Genomic DNA, 21,474 nt, shown 5'->3' with positions numbered 1-21,474 from the left:
AGGCCGACCGGGACGTCCCTCCGCCTGATCATGGAGTTGGCGGTCCGGCGCTCGGCGTGTCACACGGTCAACTCCATGATCACCAGGGCGGTGCGCGGTGGTGAGCACAGCGGGGGGTGCGGTGGGGAGTCGCGCCGCCGGGTTGTTCCGGCCGGGGCGGCGGGGGTGGCGGGTCGCCGTTCCGTTCGGGGTGGCCGCGCTGCTGGTCACGGTCACCCTGGTCGCCCACGCCGCGGACCAGCCCGACCCGGCCGAACCGGGCCTCCTCTCCCCGGTCGCCACGGACGCCGACGGGGGCAGCCGGCTCGCCGAGGCGCTACGCGCCCGGGGCGTCACCGTGCGGCGGGAGACCGACACCCTCCAGGCGCTGCTGGCCACGGAGCCGGGCCCGGCGACCCTGTTCGTGCCCGCGCCCGAGCTGCTGCACCCGGACACCGTCGGCGCGCTGGGCGACCTGCCCGACGGGACCCGGCTGGTGCTGGTCGACCCGCCCCGGCGGGTGCTGGAGGCCGCCGGCCTGCCGCTGGTCCCCACCGGCCGGCGATGGGCCGCCCGGGCGGCCGGCCCCGACGCCGACGGGCGAGCCTGCCCGCTGCCCGAGGCGGCCCGCGCGGGCGTCGCCGCGGCCGAGCGCCAGCGGTACGCCGTGGCGCCCGACCAGCCCGCGGGGCGCGTCGACCGCTGCTACTCGGGCGGGCTGGTCCGCGTCCCCTCGTCCGCCGAGACGGTGGTGGTCGGCGCCAGCGACCCGTTCCGCAACGACCGGATCGACGAGCACGGAAACCGGGAGCTGGCCGCCGGGCTGCTCGGCGGGTCCGGCCGGGTCGTCTGGCTCGACCTGGACGGCCCCGCCCCGGCGCCCAGCTTCGGCGACGGCGACTCGGGCGGGCCGGCCTGGTCCCCCGCCCCCGGCGGCTCCACGGGCTGGGGCGACGGGACCGCCGACGAGGGGGTGGGCGGCCCGGCCGGCGGCGACGAGGGAGTGGGCGGCCCGGGGAACGCCGACACCGGCGACCGGGGCCCGGAGAGGTCCGCCGACGACGACGGTCCCCCGCCGAACCCGCTCTGGGCCGCGTTCCCCGCCTGGTTCTGGGCGCTGCTGGCCCAGCTCGCCCTCGCGGCGCTGCTGCTGGTGCTCTGGCGGGCCCGCCGGCTCGGCCCGCCCGTGTCGGAGCCGCTGCCGGTGACCGTCCGCTCCGCGGAGACGGTGCTCGGCCGGGCCCGGCTCTACCAGCGGGCCCGCGCCCGGGGTCCGGCCGCCCGTACCCTGCGGTCCGCCGCCCTGGCCCGGCTGCTGCCCCGGCTGAACCTGCCGGCGGAAACGCCGACCACCGAGGTCGCCGGCGCGGTCGCCGCCCGCGCCAGCGGCACCGTCGCGCAGGCCCACGACCTGCTGTACGGCGGGGAGCCGACCAGCGACCGGGAGCTGCTCGACCTGGCCCGGTCGCTGGACCGGCTGACCCGTACCGTCGTCGAGCGGAGCGACCCCGGGCACGTCCCCGTCGCCGACCCGACGGGCCCCGACGCCGGACCGGCCGACCCGCCGGGCCCCGGCCCACGGCCCGACCGCCCGACCGTCGCCCCCCGACCCCGTACCGCCCCGCCGAAGGAGGAGCCCCGGTGACCCGACCCGCCGGAACCGCCGAGTCCCCGACCACCGGCCCGGACGACGCCCGCGCCGCCCTGCACCGGTTGCGGGCCGAGGTGGCCCGGGCGGTCGTCGGCCAGGACGCGGTGGTCACCGGCCTGGTGATCGCCCTGCTCTGCCGGGGCCACGTGCTGCTGGAGGGCGTGCCGGGGGTGGCCAAGACGCTGCTGGTCCGGACGGTCGCCGCCGCCCTCGACCTGACCAGCAAGCGGGTGCAGTTCACCCCGGACCTGATGCCCGGCGACGTCACCGGGTCGCTGATCTTCGACCCGCGTACCGCCGCGTTCACCTTCCGCGAGGGCCCGGTCTTCACCAACCTGCTGCTCGCCGACGAGATCAACCGGACGCCGCCGAAGACCCAGTCGGCGCTGCTGGAGGTGATGGAGGAACGGCAGGTGTCGGTGGAGGGAGAGCGGCGTGGGCTGCCCGACCCGTTCATCGTCGCCGCCACCCAGAACCCGGTCGAGTACGAGGGCACGTACCCGCTGCCGGAGGCGCAGCTCGACCGGTTCCTGCTCAAGCTGACCGTGCCGCTGCCCACCCGGGACGAGGAGCTGGGCGTGCTGCGGGCGCACCACGCCGGTTTCGACCCGCGCGACCTGGCCGCAGCGGGCGTACGGCCGGTGGCCGGTCCCGCCGACCTGGCCGCGGCCCGGGCGGCGGTGGGTCGGGTGTACGTGGCCGACGCGGTCCTCGGCTACATCGTGGACCTGTGCCGGGCCACCCGGGCCGCGCCGGCGCTGGAGCTGGGGGCGTCGCCCCGGGGCGCCACCGCCCTGCTCGGCACGGCGAAGGCGTGGGCCTGGCTGGCCGGCCGCGACCACGTCGTCCCGGACGACGTGAAGGCCGTGGCCCGCCCGACCCTGCGGCACCGGCTGCGGCTGCGCCCGGAGGTGGAGCTGGAGGGGGTCGCGGTGGACACGGTGCTGGACGCGGTGCTGACCACCGTGCCGACGCCCCGATGACCTGGCGGGCGGGCGCGCTGCTGGCGGCGGGCGCGACGACCCTGCCGCTGTGGCCGGCGCCGTTCGTCGCGATGGTGGTGATGACCGTCGCCGTGCTCGCCCTGACCGCGGTCGACCGGGCGTTCGCCGCGCCGCCCGGCGAACTGGCCGTCGACCGGTACGGGGACCGACGCGTCCGGCTCGGCGGCACCGCCACCGTCACCCTGCGCCTGACCAACGCCTCCGCCCGTACGCTACGCGCCCAGGTCCGGGACGACTGGGTGCCGTCGGCCGGGGCGCGGCCGGACCTGCCGCCGGGGCGCCTCGTCCGCGTCGAGCCGGGCGGCACGGTCGAGCTGCCCACCCGGCTCACCCCGCTGCGGCGCGGCGACCGGCCGGCGGCGGTCGTGACGGTCCGCTCGTTCGGTCCGCTGCGGCTGGCGTTCCGGCAGCGCTCCGGGCGTCCCGCCACCCCGCCGTGGACGCTGCGCGTACTGCCCCGGTTCGACTCGCGCCGGCACCTGCCCGAGCGGCTGGCCCGGCTGCGGGTGATCCAGGGCAGCCAGGTGGCCCGGGGCAGGGGCGAGGGCACCGAGTTCGACACGCTGCGCGAGTACCTGGTCGGCGACGACGTCCGGTCGATCGACTGGCGGGCCAGCGCGCGCCGCGCGGACGTGCTGGTGCGCACCTGGCGGCCGGAGCGGGACCGGCGGCTGGTCTGCGTCCTGGACACGGGGCGCACCTCGGCGGTACGCATGGGCGACGAGCCGCGGCTGGACACCTGTATCGACGCCGCGCTGCTGCTCACCGCGCTGGCGGCCCGCGCGGGCGACCGGGTGGACCTGATCGCCGCCGACGCCGTGGTCCGGGCGACGGTCACCGGCGCCGGCCGCCCGGCGCTGCTGGCCCGGCTGGTCGACGCGGTGGCACCGCTGCAGCCGGCGCTGGTGGAGACCGACTTCGGGCTGATCGCCGGCGAGGTGCTGCGCCGGGAGCGGCGGCGCAGCCTGCTGGTGCTGTTCACCGCGCTGGAGCCGGGTGCGCTCGGCGAGGGCCTGCTGCCGGTGCTGCCCCGGCTGGCGGCCCGGCACCGGGTGGTCGTCGCCGCGACCCACGACCCGGTGCTCACGACGCTCACCACGGCCGCGCCGACCCGCCCGGGCGACCCGTACGCCGCGGCGGTCGCCTGGCGGGCCCTGGCCGAACGCGAACGCGTCCGCGCCGCCCTGGGCCGCCACGGCGTCACGGTGGTCGACGCCACCGCCGACCGGCTCGCCCCCGCCGTCGCCGACGCCTACCTCCGCCTCAAGGCCCTGGGTCAGCTCTGACCCGGCCGGCACAGCGGGACCAGCGGGGCACTCGGGCCGCGGCGCGGCGGGACCAGCGGGTGCTCGGGCCGCGGCGCGGCGGGACCAGCGGGTGCTCGGGCCGCGGCGCGGCGGAACCAGCGGGTGCTCGGGCCGCGGCGCGGCGGAACCAGCGTGGCGCTAGGGCCGCGGCGCGGCGGCATCACCGACTTGGGCCGCGGCGCGGCGGCCGAACACGACGACGTAGGCCAGGAAGGCGAGCCAGACCGCGGCGCCGGCGGCGATCCGGGCCGCCAGGGGCACCGGGGCGGGGGTGACGAACGCCTCCAGGACGGCGGAGACCGCGAACACGCCGACCAGGCCGAGGGCGGCCAGGATGGCCGAGCGCCCGGCCTCGGCCACCGCCTGCCCCCGGCTGAGCCGGGGCGGCGGGGCGATCCACGCCCACGCGGTGCGCAGCCCGACCCCGGCCGCCACGAAGACCCCGGTCAGTTCCAGCAGGCCGTGCGGGGTGATCAGGCCGAAGAACACGTCCGCACGGCCGTAGGAGACCATCACCCCGCCGACCACGCCGACGTTGAGCGCGTTCTGCCAGAGCAGCCAGAACACCGGTACGACGAGCACGCCCGACGCGAGGCACTGCGCGGCGATCCAGGCGTTGTGCGTCCACAGGTGGAAGGCGAACGTCGGCGCGGAGAACTCCGTGTAGTAGCCCGCGAAGCCCGAGCGCACCAGCTCGGCGGCAGCCTCCTCGCCGATGAACGCGGCGGCGGTGTCCGGGTGGCCGGCGACGTACCAGATGAGGAAGCCGCTGAGCAGGCTGAACCCGGTCGCCACGGCGCACCACCACGGCCAGGCGCGGTAGACCGCGCCGGGGAAGCCGACGAGCAGGAACCGCCCGACAGCCGCCCAGGACGGCCGGGGCCGGCCGGTGATCCGGCCCCGGGCCCGCAGCACGAGTTGGGAGAGCCGGGCGACCAGCACCGGCTCGGGCGCGCGGCTGCGCAGCACCGACAGGTGGGTGGCCGCCCGCTGGTAGAGCGCCACCAACTCGTCCACCTCGGCGGCGGAGAGCCTGCGCCGGCCGGACAGTTCCTCCAGCCGCCGCCACTCGCCGCGATGCTCGGCGACGTACGCGTCGAGATCCACACGTCCTCCCCCGTCCGGCGACCCATAGTGTTCACTGTGCGGGTGAGCGCGCAACCACCGGCACCCGCGGCCCCCGGCGCGTCCGGGGCCGACGCCGGCCTGATCAGCGGCGAGGCCGTGGAGCTCGACGTACGGGCCGCCCGGATCGGCTCCCGGGTGCTGGCGCTGCTGCTCGACCTCGTGCCGCAGGCCGCCCTCGCCGTGGTCCTGGCGCTCTGTCTGGCGGCGCTGGCGAACGTGCTTCCCGCCGAGGTCGCCGACGCGGCGTTGGGCAGCGCGTTCCAGACCGTCGGGGTGATCTGCGTGCTGGTCGGCTACCCGGTGCTGTGGGAGCGGTTCGCCGACGGCCGGACACCGGGCAAGCGGGCCGTCGGGCTCCGGGTGGTCCGGGCCGACGGGGGGCCGGTGGGGCTGCGGCAGTCGCTGATCCGGGCCCTGGTCGGGGTGGCCGTGGAGTGGCCCGGCCTGGTGCTGCCCCTGCTGAGTTGGGCGGCGAGCGTGACCGTGATGGTGACCGACCGGCGCGGCCGGCGGCTCGGCGACCTGGTCGCCGGCACGATGGTGGTGCACGTCCGCCCGGCCGCCGAGTGGCGGCCCGCGCCGCTGCTGGCGCCGGCGCTGGCCGGCTGGGCGTACGCGCTGGACCTCACCCGGCTCGACGACGGCCTCGCGCTGGCCGTGCGGCAGTACGTGACCCGGGCGCACCGGTTCGCCGAACCGGCCCGGTCCCGGCTGGCCCACACGCTGTGGGCCGAGGTGGCCGCCGTGACGGCCCCGCCGCCCCCGCCCGGCGTACCGGAGGGGGTCTGCCTGGCCACGGTGCTGGCCGAGCGGCATCGCCGGGCGACCCACCGGCTGCACCGGGCCCGGACGCTCACCGCGGCGCTCTGGCCCGAACTGGGGCCGACGCCGCCGGACGGCGCACCGGTCCGGTCCGCCGGCACGACGCTGCGCCCCGCCGTCCCGTCCGCCCGCCCCGGGGACTGACGCGCCCGCCCCACCGTCACCCCGCCCGACCAGGGCGGCACGCGGCCGGCCAGCACCGCACGGGCCGGATCAGCACCGCACTCGCCCGGCCAGCACCGCACGGGCCGGATCAGCACCGCACTCGCCCGGCCAGCACCGCACGCGCCGGGTCAGCACCGCACTCGCCCGGCCAGCACCGCACGCGCCGGGTCAGGACGGCACGCGGGGCCGCCGGGTCAGGCGAAGAGCGCCCGACCCCAGTGGTCGCCGCCGTCGCGCACGCCCGGCGGGCAGGCGAACAGGCCGCTGGAGACGTGCCGCAGGTATTCGTTCATCGCGTCCTGGCGGGACAGCCGGGTCTGGATCGGCACGAACTGCCGGCGCGGGTCGCGCTGGTAGGCGATGAAGAAGAGCCCGGCGTCGAGCCGGCCCAGCCCGTCCGAGCCGTCGACGAAGTTGTAGCCGCGGCGCAGCAGGCGCGCGCCGTCGTTCTGCGCGGGGTGGGCGAGCCGGACGTGCGCCGAGTCGGCGATCACCGGCTGGCCGCCGTCGCCCCTGGCGGCGAAGTCGGGCTCGTCGAACTCGCCGGCCCCGCCCAGCGGCGCGCCGGTGCCCTTGGTCCGCCCGACGATCTGCTCCTGCTCCGCCAGCGGGCTGCGGTCCCAGGTCTCGATCAGCATCCGGATCTTCCGGGTGACCAGGTACGACCCGCCGGTCATCCAGTCCGGCCCGTCCTCCGGCTGGACCCAGAGCTGGTCGCGCAGCAGCCCCGCGTCCTCGGCCTTCAGGTTGGCGGTGCCGTCCTTGAAACCGAACAGGTTGCGCGGGGTCGCCTGGTCGCGGGAGGTCGACGACGTACGCCCGAAGCCGAGCTGGGACCAGCGCACGCTCACCACGCCCATCCCGATCCGGGCCAGGTTGCGGATGGCGTGGACGGCCACCTGCGGGTCGTTCGCGCACGCCTGGACGCAGAGGTCGCCGCCGGAGATCTCCGGCCGCAGCGCGTCCCCGGCGAAGTGCGGCAGGTCGGCCAGGGCGGGCGGGCGCCGGCCGGCGATGCCGAACCGGTCCCTGCCCTGCGCGTCGCGGAACAGCGTCGGGCCGAAGCCGACGGTGAGGGTGAGCTGCGACGGGGGCAGCCCGAGCGCCTCGCCGGTGTCGTCCGGCGGGGCCTCCGGCACGCCGCCGACCGCGCCGAACACGCCGGCGTCCTTCCCGGCGGTCATCCGGGCGGCGGCGGCCGTCCACTCCTGGAGCAGCTCGACGAGGCGCGCCCGGTCCTTCGTGACCACGTCGAACGCGACGAAGTGCAGCCGGTCCTGGGCCGGGGTGGTGATGCCCGCCTGGTGCTCGCCATGGAACGGCACGGCGCCGGCCGCCGCGCCCGGGTCGGCCGAGGCGTGGTCCGCCGGGCCCCGCAGCAGCGCGCCCGCGCCGGCGGCGACGCCGGCCGCCCCGGCGACGCCGGCCCCGGCGAGCGTGATCGCCCGCCGTCGGGACATGTTCCCGGTCATGCCGTTTCCCCTCGCTCCGTGGAATCCCGTCGGGCCGGTCGTCACCGGGCGACGGCGGCGGCCACCTTGCTGACCGGCTCGGCCAGCGCGTTGATGCGGTCCGACAGCTCCTTCAGCTCCGCCTTGCTCAGCGCCGTGTGCAGCTTCCACCCGTCGCCGTCGCGGTGCCTGCCGAGCGTGGTCTCCACGTTGGCGAACTCGCGGTCGAGCGTGCCGACCAGCTCGGGCGCGCGCTGCTCCAACGCCGGGCGGAGCGCGGCGATCGCGGCCTTCGAGCCCTCCAGGTTGGCGTTGAAGTCCCAGAGGTCGGTGTGCGAGTACCGCTCCTCCTCGCCGGTGATCTTTCCGCTGGCGACCTCGTCGAGCAGCGCCTTGGCGCCGTTGGCGAGTTGCAGCGGGGTGAGCTTCTCCGCGTTCGCCTTCGCCACGATGGCCTTGACGTCGGTGAGCAGCTGGTCGGCGATCGGGCCGTCCTTGCTGACGTCGCCGGTCGTCCAGAGGTCCTTCTCGATCCGGTGGAAGCCGGTGAACTCCATGCCCTCCTCGACGACCTCCTCCCGACCGTCGATCTTCGGGTCGAGGTCGCCGAAGCTCTCCGCGACCGGCTCGATCCGCTCCCAGTAGGTGCGGGCCACCGGGTACAGCGCCTTGGCCCTGGCCACGTCGCCGGCCTTGACGGCGGCCACGAACTCCTCGGTCTTCGTCAGCAGCGCGGCGGTCTGGCTGTTGACGTACCGCTGATAGCTCGCGGTCGCGTCGGCGAGCGCGGCGTCGGGGGCGACGGTCGCGGCGGTGCCGCTGACCTTCAGCGCGCCCCGGATGCCCTTGCCGCTCATCCCGGGCTTGCAGGCCGTCTCGTACGTCCCGGCCGGCAGCTCGACCCGCAGCTCGCGGCTGAGCCCGGGGGCGATGTTCTCCACCTCGCCCAGCACCCGGTCGCCCGCGGCGTACACGTAGAACTCGGTGACCTTGGCGCCGGAGTTGGTCACCTTGAACGTGGTCTGGCCGGCCTCCAGCTCGGTGCGGCCGACCTCGCAGGCGGTGTCGGTGGCCTGCACGGTGATCACGCCACCGTCGGCCGCCCCGGCGTCGGAGTCCTTCCCGCCGCCGCAGGCGGCGACGCCGGTGGTGGCCAGCACGCCGGCGGCGGCGAGCACCACGAAGCGGGTGGTACGCATCAGGTGTTTCTCCTCGTCAGGTCAGGCGCGCGGCGACGCGGGCAGCGGCCCGCTCCCGGTGGTGGACTGGTTGGCGGCGGTCGGGGTGGGCCGGGCCGGCGAGGCGGACCGGCGCAGGAAGAGCAGCAGCACCGGCACGGCGTACGCGACCCAGGCGACCGTCTCCAGCAGGCTCGGCGCGGGGGTGATGTTGAACATCCCGGCGAGCAGGGCGGCGTACCAGGTGCCCGGGTCGAGGACCGCGGTGATGTCGAACGCCAGGTCGTGCAGGCCGGGCAGGACGGCGGCCTCCTGGAAGTCGTGCACGCCGTACTTGAGGATGCCGGCGGCGACCAGGATCAGCAGCGCGCCGGTCCAGGTGAAGAACATCGAAAGGTTGATCTTCAGGGCGCTGAAGTACAGGCCCACGCCGACCGCCACCGCGGTGGCGATGCCGCCGACCAGGGCCAGCAGCGGGCCGCTGTCCGCGGCGGCGCCCTGCGCCGCGGAGTAGAAGATCAGGGCCGTCTCCAGGCCCTCGCGGACCACCGAGAGGAAGGCCATGCCGGCCACCGCGAGGGAGCCGACGGCCAGCGCCTCGGTCAACCTGCCGCGCAGCTCGCCGGCGATCGTCCGGGCGGCCCTGCGCATCCAGAAGATCATCCAGGTGACGAAGACGACCGCCGCGACGGAGGTGACCGCCTCGAACAGCTCCCGGTCCCCGCTGTCGGCCAGCAGGGAGGTCGAGGTGTACTCGATCAGCCAGCCGAACAGCACGGAGAGCGCCACGGCGGCACCGACCCCGACCCAGACCTGGGGCAGCCGCTCCCGACGCTGCGACTTCACGAGGAAGGCAACCAGGATGCTCACCACGAGGGTGGCCTCCAGCCCCTCCCGCAGGCCGATCAGGTACGTGGCGAACATCAGGACTCCGTGATCACTTAGGCATGCCTTTGTTTAAGTTAGGGCAGCCATACCTTCCCCCTCATCCAGCGTCCCGTCAAGTCGTTCCCGGCAATCTCACCCGCGCATCCGGGTCCCCCGCACACGCGAAGGGGCCCGGGTCGATCATCGACCCGGGCCCCTTCGGGGTGACTCAGTAGCGGTAGTGCTCCGGCTTGAACGGGCCCTCCTGCGGGACGCCCAGGTAGGCGGCCTGCTCCTTGGTCAGCGTGCTCAGCTTCGCGCCGAGCGCGTCGAGGTGCAGCCGGGCGACCTTCTCGTCCAGGTGCTTCGGCAGCACGTAGACGCCGACCGGGTACTCGTCGGTCTTGGTGAACAGCTCGATCTGGGCGATCGTCTGGTTGGCGAACGAGTTCGACATCACGAAGCTCGGGTGGCCGGTGGCGTTGCCCAGGTTCAGCAGGCGACCCTCGGACAGCACGATGATGGTGTGGCCGTCGTCGAACTTCCAGAGGTCGACCTGCGGCTTGATGTTCTCCCGGGTGACGTCGGACCGCTTGGCCAGGCCGGCCATGTCGATCTCGTTGTCGAAGTGGCCGATGTTGCCGACGATGGCCTGGTGCTTCATCCGGGCCATGTGCTCGTTGGTGATGACGTCGAAGCAGCCCGTGGCGGTGATGAAGATGTCGGCCTGCTCGACCACGTCGTCCAGCGTGGAGACCTGGTAGCCGTCCATCGCCGCCTGCAGGGCGCAGATCGGGTCGACCTCGGTCACCACGACCCGGGCGCCCTGGCCGCGCAGCGACTCGGCGCAGCCCTTGCCCACGTCGCCGTAGCCGAGCACGACCGCCATCTTGCCGCCGATGAGCACGTCGGTGGCCCGGTTGATGCCGTCGATCAGGGAGTGGCGGCAGCCGTACTTGTTGTCGAACTTGCTCTTGGTCACCGAGTCGTTGACGTTGATGGCCGGGAAGAGCAGGGTGCCGGCGCGGTGCATCTCGTAGAGCCGGTGCACGCCGGTGGTGGTCTCCTCGGTCACGCCCTTGATGCCGCCGGCGATCCGGGTCCAGCGCTGGCCGTCCTCGGCGAGCGAGCGGTGCAGCAGCTCGAGGATGACCGCGTACTCCTCCGAGTCGGCGGACTCGACCGGCGGGACGACTCCGGCCTTCTCGAACTCGGATCCCTTGTGGACGAGCAGCGTGGCGTCGCCGCCGTCGTCGAGGATCATGTTGGGGCCACCGCCGGCCCCGCCGGCAGTGCCAGCGGAGTCGTCGGGCCACATCAGAGCCCTTTCGGTGCACCACCAGTACTCCTGGAGGGTCTCGCCCTTCCAGGCGTAGACCGGGACGCCGGCCGGGGCCTCCGGGGTGCCGTCGGGGCCGACGACGACCGCGGCGGCGGCGTGGTCCTGGGTGGAGAAGATGTTGCAGGACGCCCAGCGGACCTGCGCGCCGAGCGCCACCAGGGTCTCGATCAGCACGGCGGTCTGGATCGTCATGTGCAGCGAGCCCGTGATCCGGGCGCCCCGCAGGGGCTGCGCCTCGGCGAACTCGCGGCGGATCGCCATCAGGCCCGGCATCTCGTGCTCGGCGAGCCGGATCTCCTTGCGCCCGAACTCGGCGAGAGACAGATCCGCCACCTTGTAGTCGCCCTCGGCGAGGGTGCTCGGCCGTGCCTCGGACGACTTGCCGCTGGTGGCCGCCGGGAGGGTGCTGGTCATGGAAGCTCCTGTCGGACGAAGTGCTGCGCGACCTTCCACATTACGCGCGGAGGCGGACAGCGCACGGGGCGGTCGGCGGTGAACGGACTTCCCGTCCACCGGCCGGCCGCCCCGCGCATCCCCCCGGTTTGGTTCCCCGCGCGCTCTCGGACCTTCGTCGCGATAACGCTGCGCACCCATAGAGTCACACTCCGCCAACACCACGTCAAGCTATTCCGGGAATTCCCGACTTGCGTCGGGCTCGGACGGCCGCCAGCTCTTCGTGTCGGGAGACGTTCGGCCCGCGTGCCGACACCCGCCGGGGCACCCGAACGGGCGCTCGATCGGCCGTCCCGTCCGGGCCCGCCATCCGAGCGGACCCGCCGACGGGTAGCCGTCAGGTCAGGGCGACCGTCGCCACGTACGCCTCGCCCGCGCCGGCGAGAAGGAGCGGGCCGGCGTCGGCGGGGCCGATCGCGGCCTGCCCGGCGGCGAGGGTCAGCGGGCCCGTGCCGTCGTCCACCGAGAGCCGCCCGGAGCCGCAGAGCACCACGCGCGGCCCCGGCACCGCCAGCCGGACCGGCGTTCCCGGGTCCGCCACCCGCACCCCGTACAGGGCGAAGTCCTCGACCGGCGCCGGCCAGCGGACCACTCCCGGCGCCACGGGCAGCGGCGCGACCACCGGGTCGTCGAGCACCTCGAAGCGCAGCACCCGCAGCAACTCGTCGACGTCCACCCGCTTCGGGGTCAGCCCGCCGCGCAGCACGTTGTCGCTCGCGGCCATGATCTCCACGCCCGTGCCGCGCAGGTAGGCGTGCAGGTTGCCGGCCGGCATCCAGATCGCCTCCCCGGGCGCGAGCCGGACGTGGTTGAGCAGCAGCGCCACCAGCACCCCCGGGTCAGCCGGGTAGCGGGCGGCGAGGTCCCGGGCCAGTGCCGCGTCCGGGCCGTCGACATCGGCTGCTATCACGGCCGACACCAGGCCCGCCCGCTCCGCCACGGGCCAGCTCAGCAGCAGCCGTACGGCCTCGCGCAGCCCCGCCGGGCCGCCGCGCAACGCCCCCACCACGGGCTCCAGCGCCGGTACGCCGAACGCGGCAAGCACGTCGGCCGACTCCAACGGATCGCGGAATCCGCACAGGGCGTCGAACGGCGACAGCGCGACCAGCAGTTCCGGCTTGTGGTGCGGGTCGGCGTAGTTGCGCCGCCCCTCGGGCCGGGCGGCGTCGGCGGCGTACCCCGCGCGGGCCTGCTCGGCGTCCGGGTGGGCCTGGAGGCTCAGCGGCGCGTCGGCGGCGAGCACCTTGAGCAGGAACGGCAGCCGCGGGCCGAACCGCTCGACGAGCCGCCCGCCGAGCCAGTGCCCCGGCTCGGCGGCCAGCAGGTCGACCAGGCTCACCGCTTCGTCGCCCCGGCGGACGGTGGCCGGGGCACCCGGGTGGGCGCCCAGCCACAGCTCGGCCTCCGGGCCGGCGCTGGGCGTCGGGCGCCCCTGCAACTCGGCGATCGCCGTGCGTGAGCCCCAGGCGTAGTCCCGGATCGGTCCGTGCAGCAGCTCCATGTCAGCTCCCGGCCTGGTCGGCTGCGTCGCCCGGCGCGCCGCCCACGCCCTCCGGCTGCGTGTGCGCCGCGGCGCCCGTGCCGGCCTGCGCTGCGGCGGCCGACCAGATGTCCGGCTCCAGGTAGATCACCCGCGCGATCGGCACGGCCGCGCGGATCCGCGCCTCCACCGCGTTGATCCCCCGGGCCAGGTTCTCCGCGCTCTCGCACGGCGGCACCGCGACCTTCGCGGCCACCATCAGCTCCTCCGGGCCCAGGTAGAGCGTCTTCATGTGGATGATCCGCTCGACCTCGGGACCGGCGGTGACCGCCTGCTCGATCGCGGCCACGTCCTTCGACTCGGCGCCCTCGCCGAGCAGCAGGCTCTTGGTCTCGACCGCCAGGATGAACGCGATGGTCACCAGCAGGACGCCGATCATTCCGGTGCCGAGGGCGTCCCACATGCCGTTGCCGGTGGCGAGGGTCATCCCGACGCCGAAGAGCGCGAACACCAGGCCGACCAGGGCGCCGAGGTCCTCCAGCAGCACCACCGGCAGCTCGGGCGCCTTCGCCCGGCGGACGAAGTGCACCCAGGACTGGCTGCCGCGGATGTGGTTGGACTCCTTGATGGCGGTGTGGAAGGAGAAGCTCTCCATCACGATCGCCACCACCAGGACGGTGACCGGCACCCACTGCCAGCTGGTGATCGCCTCCGGGTGCGACCACTTGTGGTACGCCTCGTACAGCGCGAACAGGCCACCGACGCTGAACAGCACGATCGCGACGATGAACGCGTAGATGTAGCGCTCCCGCCCGTACCCGAAGGGGTGCTCCGCGGTGGCGGTGCGCTTCGCCCGGCGCCCGCCGAGCAGCAGCAGGCCCTGGTTGCCCGAGTCGGCCACGGAGTGGATCGACTCGGCCAGCATCGACGAGGAGCCCGTCAGCAGGAACGCGACGAACTTCGTGACCGCGATCCCGACGTTCGCCAGCAGGGCCGCGACGATCGCCTTGGTGCCGCCGTTGGCGCTCACTGGTTGGCCAGCTCCTTCATCTCGGTGATGGCCGGTACCGCCATCGGGTCCAGTCCGTGTGCCAGGGCGAGGTAGACGGCGGCGAAGTCCGGCACCGCCGTCAGCGAGGCGAGCCGCTCCAGCGCGGAGCCGCCCTCGGCGGTGACGACGTCGCAGCGCACCCCGCGCCGCTCGGCGAGCGTCTGCACGGCGTCGGCCCGGCGTTCCTCGACGGCGAGGGGCTCGTCGGCGTCGTCCTCGGGGTTGAGGCCGCCGTCGCGCAGCAGCACCACCCGCAGCCGGGTGGCGGCCTCGTCGGCCTCGCCCGGGTCGGCGAAGATGTCCCGCTCCCCCTCGGCGAGCCCGCCGAAGACCCCGTCGAGCAGGCCGACGCGGCCCCGGCCGGCCTCGCCGAGCGCCCCGCTGACGACCGGGTAGCGGGCGTTGGCCGACAGGGTGTCGCCGAACCGGCGGGCCGCCACGGTGGCCAGCGGCGACGAGCCCCAGACGATCGGGATCGAGCCGGCCAGCCCGAGGGCCAGCGACTTCGCGGGGTTGACGAAGGACTCGGCGGTGGGGCGGCACCGGTCGGCGTCCGCGTCGAGCCGCGCCGCCGTCTCGGCGAGGTCCGCCTCGTTGACCTTCACGAGCCCGAGCGTACGGCCGGCGAGCAGGACCGGCACGGTGAGCGCCCACAGGCTGGCCCGGGCCGGCGCGCGCCGGGGCACCGGGATGAACGGCGCCCGGGCCCGCTCGGCCACCGACTGCAACTGCGAGTCCGGCGCGCCGACGGCGACCAGCCGGGCGCCCCGCCGGTGGGCGGCCTCGGCGGCGCCGAGCGCCTCGGGGCTGCGACCCGACGCGCTGACCGCGATGACCACGTCGGCGGAGCCCACCCAGCCGGGCACGCCGGCGCTGCGGTGCGGGATGACCGGCACCGGGCAGCGCGGCCCGGCGACGGTGGCCAGCACGTCCCCGGTACGCCCGGCGGTGCCGATGCCGGCGATGACGACCGCCCGCGGCCGGCCCTCGTCGGCGAGCACGGACAGGTTGGCCTCGGCCGCCAGGGCCGCGGACTCCCGCACCTGCGCCCCGGCGGAGGCGGTGAACCGCAGCATGCCGCCCGGGTCGCGCTCGGCGAGGGCGTCCGCGTCGTCCAGCAGGGACTCGTCGGCGTGCCGGTGCCCGCTGACCCCGGCCGTGCCCTCCATCATCGCTGCTGCGCGGGTCCGCCGCGCGCCTCGTCGAGCAGCAGCACCGGGACGTCGTCGCGCACCTCGAAGATCCGCCCGCACTCGGTGCAGGTCAGGGTCTGCGCCTGGGCGTCGTAGTCCAGCGGGGCGTGGTGTGTGTCCGGGCAGGCGAGAATCTCGAGCAACTGCGGGTCCAGGGCCACGGCGCGGCTCCTTCCACGGGTGCGGGTCGGCGGCCGGCGGTGCCGACCGGCGCAGGCGATCTTAACGGCGAACCCGGTCGAGCACCTCGTCGCGGAGCGTGGCCATCCGCTCCGCGGTCGGGGCCTCGACGTTGAGCCGCAGCAGCGGCTCGGTGTTGCTGGCGCGCAGGTTGAACCACGCGCCGTCGGGGAAGGACAGGGTGAGCCCGTCCAGCTCGTCGGCCTCCGCCTCCGGGTACGCGGCCCGCACCTCGGCGACCTTCGCCGCCTGGTCCGGCACGGTCGAGTTGATCTCGCCGGAGGCGACGTAACGCTCGTACCCGGCGGCCAACTCGGACAGCGGCAGGTCCTGCTCACCGAGCGCGGCGAGGGTGTGCATGGCGGCCAGCATGCCGGTGTCGGCGAACCAGAAGTCCCGGAAGTAGTAGTGGGCCGAGTGCTCCCCGCCGAAGATGGCGTTGGTCCGCGCCATCTCGGCCTTGATGAAGGAGTGGCCCACGCGGGCCACCACGGGCTCGCCGCCGTGCTCGCGGACGATCTCCGGCACGGCGCGCGAGGTGATCGGGTTGTGGATCACCGTGGCGCCCGGGTACTTCGCCAGCTCGCGGACCGCCACCAGCGCGGTGATGGCCGACGGGGAGACGGGCTCGCCGCGCTCGTCCACCACGAAGCAGCGGTCCGCGTCGCCGTCGAAGGCCAGCCCCAGGTCGGCGCCGTGCTCCCGGACCGCGCGCTGGAGGTCGACCAGGTTCGCCGGGTCCAGCGGGTTGGCCTCGTGGTTGGGGAACGTGCCGTCGAGTTCGAAGTAGAGCGGGACGATCTCCAGCGGCAGCGCGGACAGCACGGCGTCGCCGAGCACGCTGGGCACCGTCCAGCCGCCCATCCCGTTGCCGGCGTCGACGACGACCTTCAGCGGCCGGATGCCGGTGAGGTCGACCAGTCCGCGCAGGTGGGCGGCGTACTCGGGGCGCAGGTCCCGCCGCCGCGCCGGCCGGGTCGGCTCGCCGGCCGGCCGGCGCGCGCCGGAGTCGAGCATCGCCTGCGCCCGGTCCCGGATGTCGGCCAGGCCGCTGTCCTGGCCGATCGGGCGGGCACCGGCGCGGCACATCTTGATGCCGTTGTACTTGGCCGGGTTGTGGCTGGCGGTGAACATCGCGCCGGGCAGCCCGAGGGTGCCGGAGGCGTAGTAGAGCATGTCGGTGGAGCAGAGGCCCAACTCGATGACGGAGCGCCCCTCGGCCCGCACGCCGGCGGCGAACGCCTCGGCCAGCCCCGGGCCGCTGGCCCGCATGTCGTGCGCGATCAGGACGGCGTCGCCGGGCTCGCCGATGGCGGCGAGCACCTGGGTGAAGGCGGCCCCCAACGCCTCGGCCGTCCGCTCGTCCCACTGGTCCGGCACCGTCCCTCGGACGTCGTACGCCTTCACGATCTGGGACAGTTCAGACACCGGTTTCGCTCCTTGGCCGCAGGTCGTCAACGCACCTGAGCGTATCGGAGCGTCCCGGCGCCGCCCGGATCAGTCGGGCAGCCGGGGCATGATCGTCGTCGCGTCGCCGGGCGCGGGCGGGGCGGCCGGTGGCCCGGAGACCGGGCCGGCCTGCGCCGGATACGTGGTGCCGCCGTAGCCGCCCCCGCCGGCCGGCGGGCTGGCCGGCGCGTCCGGCCGCGAGCCGTACACGGAGCCGGACGGGCCCGCGGCCGGCCGGCCGTACACGCCGCCGGACGGCGCCCCACCGGCGTACGGCGGCGCCCCGGCCCCCGCCCGGTAGGTGGTGCCGCCGGGTTGGCGTGGCTGCGGCAGGCCGGGATGGGCGCCATCGGCCGGCTCGCGCTCGACGCGGGACCGGCGGACCAGCAGCACGATCAGGCCGGCGCCCACCACGACGAGGCCGAGGCCGAGGAGCATGTACAGGGAGATGCCCCCGGAGCCCTCCTCGGCGGCGACCGTGCTGGCCTGGCCGGCCTGCCCGCCCGCGGCGGCCAGGGTCGGGCCGGCGTCGGTGGGCACCTCCTCCGTCGGGGCCACGGTCGGGGACGGGGAGCGGCTCGGGGTGGGCGACGGGCTGGGCGTACGCCGCCCCTGCGCCACCCGCGCCGTCGTGGCGTCCCGGCCGAGGGTCTGCCCGCGCGCGGTCGTCGCCTCGCCCACCACCGTCAGCCGGCCGGCCGGGGCGCCGGGGCGGAAGGCCAGCCGGTAGCGCAGCGTCACGCTCTTGCCCTTGCACAGGGTCGGGTTCGCCGGCGTGACCTGCTGGGTGGCCACCACGCCCCCGGCGCCGCCGGTCGGCACGGGCCACCAGCGGCCGCCCGTCGAGAACTGCACGGAGACCTGGTCGGCGGCGAGGCCGTCGAGCCGCAGCCCGAGCGTCGAGCGCACCATGACGCAGCCGTCGCTGCGTCTGCGCACCTCCACCGACACCGACCCCGGCGAGCCGCCGGGGGTGAAGCTGTCCGCGGCGCGCACCCGCACCGAGTCGCCGTCGGCGAGGGCCGGCGACGCGCCGACGGCCAGCAGGCCGCCCAGCATCACGCAGACCGCCGCGAGCCGCGTCGCCTGCCTACGTACCGCCATGGTCACCTCGCATTCCTCCCCGGCCGGGGTCCGCCGGTCAGGTTACTACCGGCGCCGGACAACCCCGCGTGATTGAGCGCACCGAATGTGCGCCGCATTACGCCGTGCGCCGGCCGGGCCGGGAAGGCCGCCGGCACATCTCACGGCGCGGCGGGCAGCGCCTGACGGCAGAGCCGGTCGGCGCTGCGGGTGGTCTCCGGCAGCCGGTACCGCGGGGTCAGCGCGAGCACCCGGGCGCACGCGTTGTCCAGGCTCATCCGGTGCCCGACGCTGACGAAGACGGGCTTCACCCCGTCCCGGGTGCGCAGCACCCGGCCCAGCACCTCGTCGCCGTCGCGCAGCGGCGACCACGAGCCACGCTCCGGGCCCGGTGGCTCCCACCGGCCCACCAGCGGCGTCTTGCCCACCCCGAACGCGGGCAGGCCGGTGACCACGCCCAGATGACAGGCGAGTCCGAACCGGCGCGGATGGGCCAGCCCGTGCCCGTCGCAGACCAGCAGCTCCGGGCGGACGGTCAGCCGGTCCAGCGCGTCCAGCAGGGCGGGCAGCTCCCGGAAGGCGAACAACCCGGGGACGTAGCCGAACGCGGGCCGGCCCACGCTGACCGCCTGGTCCACCACGGCCAGCGTCCGGGCGTCCAGCACGGTCACGGCCGCCGCGAGCCGGTCGCCGGCCTCGGCGTACGCGACGTCCAGGCCGGCCACCGTCGCGGGCGCGGTGGGACCGGGCCCGACCAGGTCCGCCAGCGGTCGCAACCGCTCCTGTACGGCGACCGCCTCGGCCTCGGTCCGCGGGATCGCCGACGTCGTCACGGGACGATCGTATGCGGTGCCCGGCGCCCCGCCGCGCGTCGCGGCACGGGTCGAGGCTGCCCCGGCACGTGGGCCGGTGCGGCCGGCGGCCGGGCGGCGACACACCCGGCCGGTCCGGGCCGGGTTTTCGCACACCTGTCGGGTAGGTTCTTCTGGTCCCGAATCCCGCCACGACGACAGGAGAAGCTCAGCGCATGGGCAAGAAGACGATCCACGTCTCCGACTTCAGCGGCACCGTACTGGGGCCGGACGACGAGGTGGTCCGTGTCGTGGTGCTGGAGCACCCCGACCTGGTGGCCGGGCCCGTGCAGCTGGACGCGACCCCGGTCGAGGTCGAGAGCATCGACGACGCGGCGCTGGACGTCGCGGTGGTCGAGATCCACGACCGGCACGGCGGCGGGGAGCCGCGCCGGGTGGTGCTGACCGCGAGCGAGTTCGACGCGATGGCCACCGACGTGCCGATGGCCCAGCTGCTGCGGACCGCCGAGCGGGTCCGCCCGCCGAAGGCGCGCAAAGGCGTCGAGAAGGTGGACTACGGCACCATCGAGCACGCCGGCAAGCCGCACCGGGGGCGGGTCACCGAGGAGGAGGCCCGGCTGGTCCGCGAGCAGCTCGACGAGGTCAACCGGCGGCTGGCCGAGGCCGGCCTGCGGCAGGTCGACCCGAGCGACCCGGAGCACGCCGCCCGTTACGGCTTCCCCGCCGTTCCGCTGACCGTCCCCGCGCCCTGACCGCTCGGGCCGGCGCCCGGGCCTCGACCGCTCCGGCCGGCGCCCGGGGCTCGACCGTGCCGGCCGAGCAGCAGGCGGTCGGCCGTCGCCGCCCGGAAACCCCTCGCTACGGCCGGAGGGCGGCCAGCGCCTCGGCGACGTGACGCTCGGCGGCGGCCTTGTCCACCCCGAGGCCGGCCAGCACCCCGGCGCCGTCCTCCAACTCCAGCAGGGCGAGCAGGAGGTGCTCGGTGCCCACGTAGTTGTGGCCGAGCCGCAGCGCCTCGCGCATGGTCAGTTCGAGCGCCTTGCCGGCCCGCGCGTCGTACGGGATCAGGGCCGGCACCTCCCCGGCCGCCGGCGGCAGGGTCGCGTTGGTCGCCTCCCGCACCCGCTCCAGCGGTACGCCCTGAGCGACGATCGCCCTGGCGGCGAGCCCCTCGGGCTCGGCGAGCAGGCCGAGCACCAGGTGCTCGGGGCGGATCTCGGCATTGCCGGCGGCGCGGGCCGCCTCCTGCGCGGCCAGCACAACGTTGCGCGCCCGGGGGGTGAAGTTGCCGAAGCCCCGGCCGGGGTCGAGGGTCGACGGCTCGGCGGAGGCCTTCGGCACGAACCGCTTCTGCGCGGCCTGCTTGCTGACCCCCATGCTGCGGCCGATGTCGGTCCAGGAGGCGCCGGAGCGGCGGGCCTGGTCCACGAAGTGGCCGATCAGGTGGTCGGCGACGTCGCCGAGGTGTTCGGCGACCACGACCGCGCCCGCGAGCTGGTCGAGGGCGTCCGTGTGGGCCTTCTTGATGCCCTCGATCAGGTCGTCGAGCCGGATGGTGCGGGGCATCTTGGCAGGATTCGTCATGCGTCAACCATAGGTTGACGCACACTCGTCGTCAACCGCAAGTTGACGCTTCCCGGCTACGACCCGGTCAGCGCCGTCCGGATCAGTTCCTGCCACGCACCGCACCTCAAAGCCCTGTGCGTGGTCGCCGGCCGCACCTTCATCGCCGAGTAGTGGACCGTCCCCGCCGGCGCCCGCGCCCGCCGATGCAGCACCAAACCCACCGGCACGAAGGCGGGGTCAAGCCAACCACCACCCTGACAGCCGATCCTCGACAGGGATTCAGCGTGAGGCCCTGTTCTCCCCCATGGTCGCCGGGGCCTCACCACTGCGGAACGGTCGGGCCCCTGCCGCGGGACTGCACCGACGCAGGCCACTGCAATCCCGCAGGGACAGGGGCGCGGAGAACGGCCGGAGGGGATAGTTTTCCGACTGCCGATTCACAAGGCTCGAACTTCGCCCTGCCCGTCCCGACCGCCTGGGAGACCCGACGCATGGATCCGCAGCCGCGCCCGCACCCGACGGGCCAACCGCCGCTGCCCTACGCCCCCTCACCGACCTACGGGGTGCGGCCGAGCGTCCCGGTGGTGCCGGGGCCCCGGCCCCGGACGGGTCGGCGGCGCCGATCCCGGGGGCGTCGGTGGTGCCGGGTGTAGGCGCATCGGTGGTGCCGGGCGCGGAGGCCTCGTTGGTGCCGGGCGTGGGCGCATCGGTGGCGCCGGGCACGGGGGCGTCGGTGGTGCCGGGCGTGGGCGCATCGGTGGCGCCGGGCGCGTCGGTGACCTGGGACGGGGCGGGACCGGCCGCGGCCCGGATAGCAGGGGCCGCCGGGCAGGCCGTCGGAGCCGCCGGGCAGGCCGTCGGAGCCGCCGGGCACCAGGCGCTCCGCGGCGTCAGGAGGCTGGGTAGCGGGATCGGGCGCTTCTTCATCGACGTCGGGTACTTCTTCCGTGGCGGCAAGCTGTTCGTCACCACGCCCAGCCTGTGGGCGCTCGCGCTGGCGCCCGTCGCGCTGACCGGCGTGGCCCTGCTGGGGCTGCACGAGGCCACCGCGAGTTTGGTCGGGCGGCTCAGCAACTGGCTGCTCGGGCTCGTGTCCGGCTGGCCCGACGCCGTGCTGTGGATCCTCGACCAGGTGCTCTGGATCGCCGCCAATCTCCTCTTCCACACGGCGATAGCCGCGCTCACCGAGCCTTTCCGCGTAACGGTGTGAGTGCGGCGGGTAGCGGTGCTGGTGGCCGGTGCGGACACGCCCGGACCCGTTGTGGTGCAAGGGAAAGACGCAGAACCCCGGTATGAAGTGGTCCTCTCACAGA

Annotated in this window: 19 protein-coding genes; 6 read left to right on the top strand and 13 right to left on the bottom strand. The window is 75.4% G+C overall.

Annotated features, from left to right (window positions below; all coding sequences use genetic code 11):
- Window positions 1-100 precede the first annotated feature (100 nt).
- The 3 genes from ABGB16_RS29405 to ABGB16_RS29395 are packed head-to-tail and all read left to right on the top strand — an operon-like array spanning window position 101 to window position 3,920.
- Window positions 101-1,624, top strand: a complete 1,524-nt coding sequence (locus ABGB16_RS29405; protein ID WP_347671343.1) for a DUF4350 domain-containing protein — start codon at window positions 101-103, stop codon at window positions 1,622-1,624.
- The gene (locus tag ABGB16_RS29400) at window positions 1,621-2,613 is read left to right on the top strand and encodes a MoxR family ATPase (RefSeq protein WP_347671342.1); all 993 of its coding nucleotides are present in this window, start codon (window positions 1,621-1,623) and stop codon (window positions 2,611-2,613) included. The genes ABGB16_RS29405 and ABGB16_RS29400 overlap by 4 nt, the downstream gene beginning before the upstream one ends.
- Entirely contained in the window at window positions 2,610-3,920 is a 1,311-nt protein-coding gene (locus ABGB16_RS29395; protein WP_347671341.1) for a DUF58 domain-containing protein, read from the top strand. The genes ABGB16_RS29400 and ABGB16_RS29395 overlap by 4 nt, the downstream gene beginning before the upstream one ends.
- A gap of 159 nt (window positions 3,921-4,079) precedes the next feature.
- Here the strand turns inward: ABGB16_RS29395 and ABGB16_RS29390 are convergent, their stop codons facing one another.
- Window positions 4,080-5,048 carry a stage II sporulation protein M gene (locus ABGB16_RS29390; protein WP_347671340.1) on the bottom strand — a complete coding sequence of 323 codons (969 nt, stop codon included), beginning with the start codon at window positions 5,046-5,048 and terminating at the stop codon, window positions 4,080-4,082.
- 42 nt (window positions 5,049-5,090) lie between these two features.
- Here ABGB16_RS29390 and ABGB16_RS29385 point away from each other — a divergent pair, with 42 nt between their 5' ends.
- Entirely contained in the window at window positions 5,091-6,035 is a 945-nt protein-coding gene (locus ABGB16_RS29385; protein ID WP_347671338.1) for an RDD family protein, read from the top strand.
- A 215-nt stretch (window positions 6,036-6,250) separates the two neighbouring features.
- On the opposite strand, the gene efeB is transcribed toward ABGB16_RS29385, so the two are convergent.
- The 11 genes from efeB to ABGB16_RS29330 form a co-directional block, all read right to left on the bottom strand.
- A complete protein-coding gene (gene efeB, locus ABGB16_RS29380) occupies window positions 6,251-7,528 on the bottom strand; it encodes an iron uptake transporter deferrochelatase/peroxidase subunit (RefSeq protein ID WP_347671337.1) in 1,278 nt (425 codons plus the stop codon).
- A 41-nt stretch (window positions 7,529-7,569) separates the two neighbouring features.
- Window positions 7,570-8,706: an iron uptake system protein EfeO gene (gene efeO / locus ABGB16_RS29375; protein ID WP_347671336.1), complete on the bottom strand. Its 1,137-nt coding sequence runs from the start codon at window positions 8,704-8,706 to the stop codon at window positions 7,570-7,572.
- A gap of 21 nt (window positions 8,707-8,727) precedes the next feature.
- Window positions 8,728-9,609: an iron uptake transporter permease EfeU gene (gene efeU, locus ABGB16_RS29370; protein ID WP_347671335.1), complete on the bottom strand. Its 882-nt coding sequence runs from the start codon at window positions 9,607-9,609 to the stop codon at window positions 8,728-8,730.
- 172 nt (window positions 9,610-9,781) lie between these two features.
- Window positions 9,782-11,308: an adenosylhomocysteinase gene (gene ahcY, locus ABGB16_RS29365; protein WP_347671334.1), complete on the bottom strand. Its 1,527-nt coding sequence runs from the start codon at window positions 11,306-11,308 to the stop codon at window positions 9,782-9,784.
- Window positions 11,309-11,684: 376 nt separating this feature from the next.
- On the bottom strand, window positions 11,685-12,848 hold the full coding sequence (manA, locus tag ABGB16_RS29360; protein ID WP_347671333.1) for a mannose-6-phosphate isomerase, class I: 1,164 nt from the start codon (window positions 12,846-12,848) through the stop codon (window positions 11,685-11,687).
- A 1-nt stretch (window position 12,849) separates the two neighbouring features.
- Complete coding sequence (locus ABGB16_RS29355) at window positions 12,850-13,857, bottom strand: cation diffusion facilitator family transporter (protein WP_347671332.1); 1,008 nt, start codon at window positions 13,855-13,857, stop codon at window positions 12,850-12,852.
- The gene (locus ABGB16_RS29350) at window positions 13,854-15,050 is read right to left on the bottom strand and encodes an SIS domain-containing protein (protein ID WP_347671331.1); all 1,197 of its coding nucleotides are present in this window, start codon (window positions 15,048-15,050) and stop codon (window positions 13,854-13,856) included. The genes ABGB16_RS29355 and ABGB16_RS29350 overlap by 4 nt, the downstream gene beginning before the upstream one ends.
- Window positions 15,047-15,232 carry a Trm112 family protein gene (locus ABGB16_RS29345; RefSeq protein ID WP_145775329.1) on the bottom strand — a complete coding sequence of 62 codons (186 nt, stop codon included), beginning with the start codon at window positions 15,230-15,232 and terminating at the stop codon, window positions 15,047-15,049. Before ABGB16_RS29345 ends, ABGB16_RS29350 begins: the two co-directional genes overlap by 4 nt.
- Before the next feature lie 61 nt (window positions 15,233-15,293).
- Complete coding sequence (locus ABGB16_RS29340; protein ID WP_347671330.1) at window positions 15,294-16,679, bottom strand: phosphomannomutase/phosphoglucomutase; 1,386 nt, start codon at window positions 16,677-16,679, stop codon at window positions 15,294-15,296.
- 69 nt (window positions 16,680-16,748) lie between these two features.
- Entirely contained in the window at window positions 16,749-17,804 is a 1,056-nt protein-coding gene (locus ABGB16_RS29335) for a hypothetical protein (protein ID WP_347671345.1), read from the bottom strand.
- Window positions 17,805-17,944: 140 nt separating this feature from the next.
- The gene (locus tag ABGB16_RS29330; RefSeq protein WP_347671344.1) at window positions 17,945-18,601 is read right to left on the bottom strand and encodes an endonuclease V; all 657 of its coding nucleotides are present in this window, start codon (window positions 18,599-18,601) and stop codon (window positions 17,945-17,947) included.
- Between the two features lie 209 nt (window positions 18,602-18,810).
- On the opposite strand from ABGB16_RS29330, the gene ABGB16_RS29325 reads away from it, so the two are divergent.
- Window positions 18,811-19,347: a hypothetical protein gene (locus tag ABGB16_RS29325; RefSeq protein ID WP_347671329.1), complete on the top strand. Its 537-nt coding sequence runs from the start codon at window positions 18,811-18,813 to the stop codon at window positions 19,345-19,347.
- A gap of 106 nt (window positions 19,348-19,453) precedes the next feature.
- Here the strand turns inward: ABGB16_RS29325 and ABGB16_RS29320 are convergent, their stop codons facing one another.
- Window positions 19,454-20,179, bottom strand: coding sequence for a Clp protease N-terminal domain-containing protein (locus ABGB16_RS29320; RefSeq protein ID WP_347671328.1), 726 nt, complete (start codon window positions 20,177-20,179; stop codon window positions 19,454-19,456).
- A 679-nt stretch (window positions 20,180-20,858) separates the two neighbouring features.
- On the opposite strand from ABGB16_RS29320, the gene ABGB16_RS29315 reads away from it, so the two are divergent.
- Window positions 20,859-21,371, top strand: a complete 513-nt coding sequence (locus tag ABGB16_RS29315) for a hypothetical protein (RefSeq protein ID WP_347671327.1) — start codon at window positions 20,859-20,861, stop codon at window positions 21,369-21,371.
- Window positions 21,372-21,474 lie beyond the last annotated feature (103 nt).

The organism is Micromonospora sp. B11E3 (assembly GCF_039871625.1).
Classification (GTDB): domain Bacteria; phylum Actinomycetota; class Actinomycetes; order Mycobacteriales; family Micromonosporaceae; genus Micromonospora.
Note: the sequence above shows the minus strand (reverse complement) of the source record. Positions and strands in the feature narration are given on the sequence as shown.

Excerpts from the sequence above, each read along its gene's own strand:
- efeU (WP_347671335.1), bottom strand. The coding sequence starts at position 9,609 with ATGTTCGCCACGTACCTGATCGGCCTGCGGGAGGGGCTGGAGGCCACC.
- ABGB16_RS29320 (WP_347671328.1), bottom strand. The coding sequence starts at position 20,179 with ATGACGAATCCTGCCAAGATGCCCCGCACCATCCGGCTCGACGACCTG.
- efeB (WP_347671337.1), bottom strand. The coding sequence starts at position 7,528 with ATGACCGGGAACATGTCCCGACGGCGGGCGATCACGCTCGCCGGGGCC.
- ABGB16_RS29350 (WP_347671331.1), bottom strand. The coding sequence starts at position 15,050 with ATGATGGAGGGCACGGCCGGGGTCAGCGGGCACCGGCACGCCGACGAG.
- ahcY (WP_347671334.1), bottom strand. The coding sequence starts at position 11,308 with ATGACCAGCACCCTCCCGGCGGCCACCAGCGGCAAGTCGTCCGAGGCA.
- ABGB16_RS29335 (WP_347671345.1), bottom strand. The coding sequence starts at position 17,804 with ATGGCGGTACGTAGGCAGGCGACGCGGCTCGCGGCGGTCTGCGTGATG.
- efeO (WP_347671336.1), bottom strand. The coding sequence starts at position 8,706 with ATGCGTACCACCCGCTTCGTGGTGCTCGCCGCCGCCGGCGTGCTGGCC.
- manA (WP_347671333.1), bottom strand. The coding sequence starts at position 12,848 with ATGGAGCTGCTGCACGGACCGATCCGGGACTACGCCTGGGGCTCACGC.
- ABGB16_RS29395 (WP_347671341.1), top strand. The coding sequence starts at position 2,610 with ATGACCTGGCGGGCGGGCGCGCTGCTGGCGGCGGGCGCGACGACCCTG.
- ABGB16_RS29325 (WP_347671329.1), top strand. The coding sequence starts at position 18,811 with ATGGGCAAGAAGACGATCCACGTCTCCGACTTCAGCGGCACCGTACTG.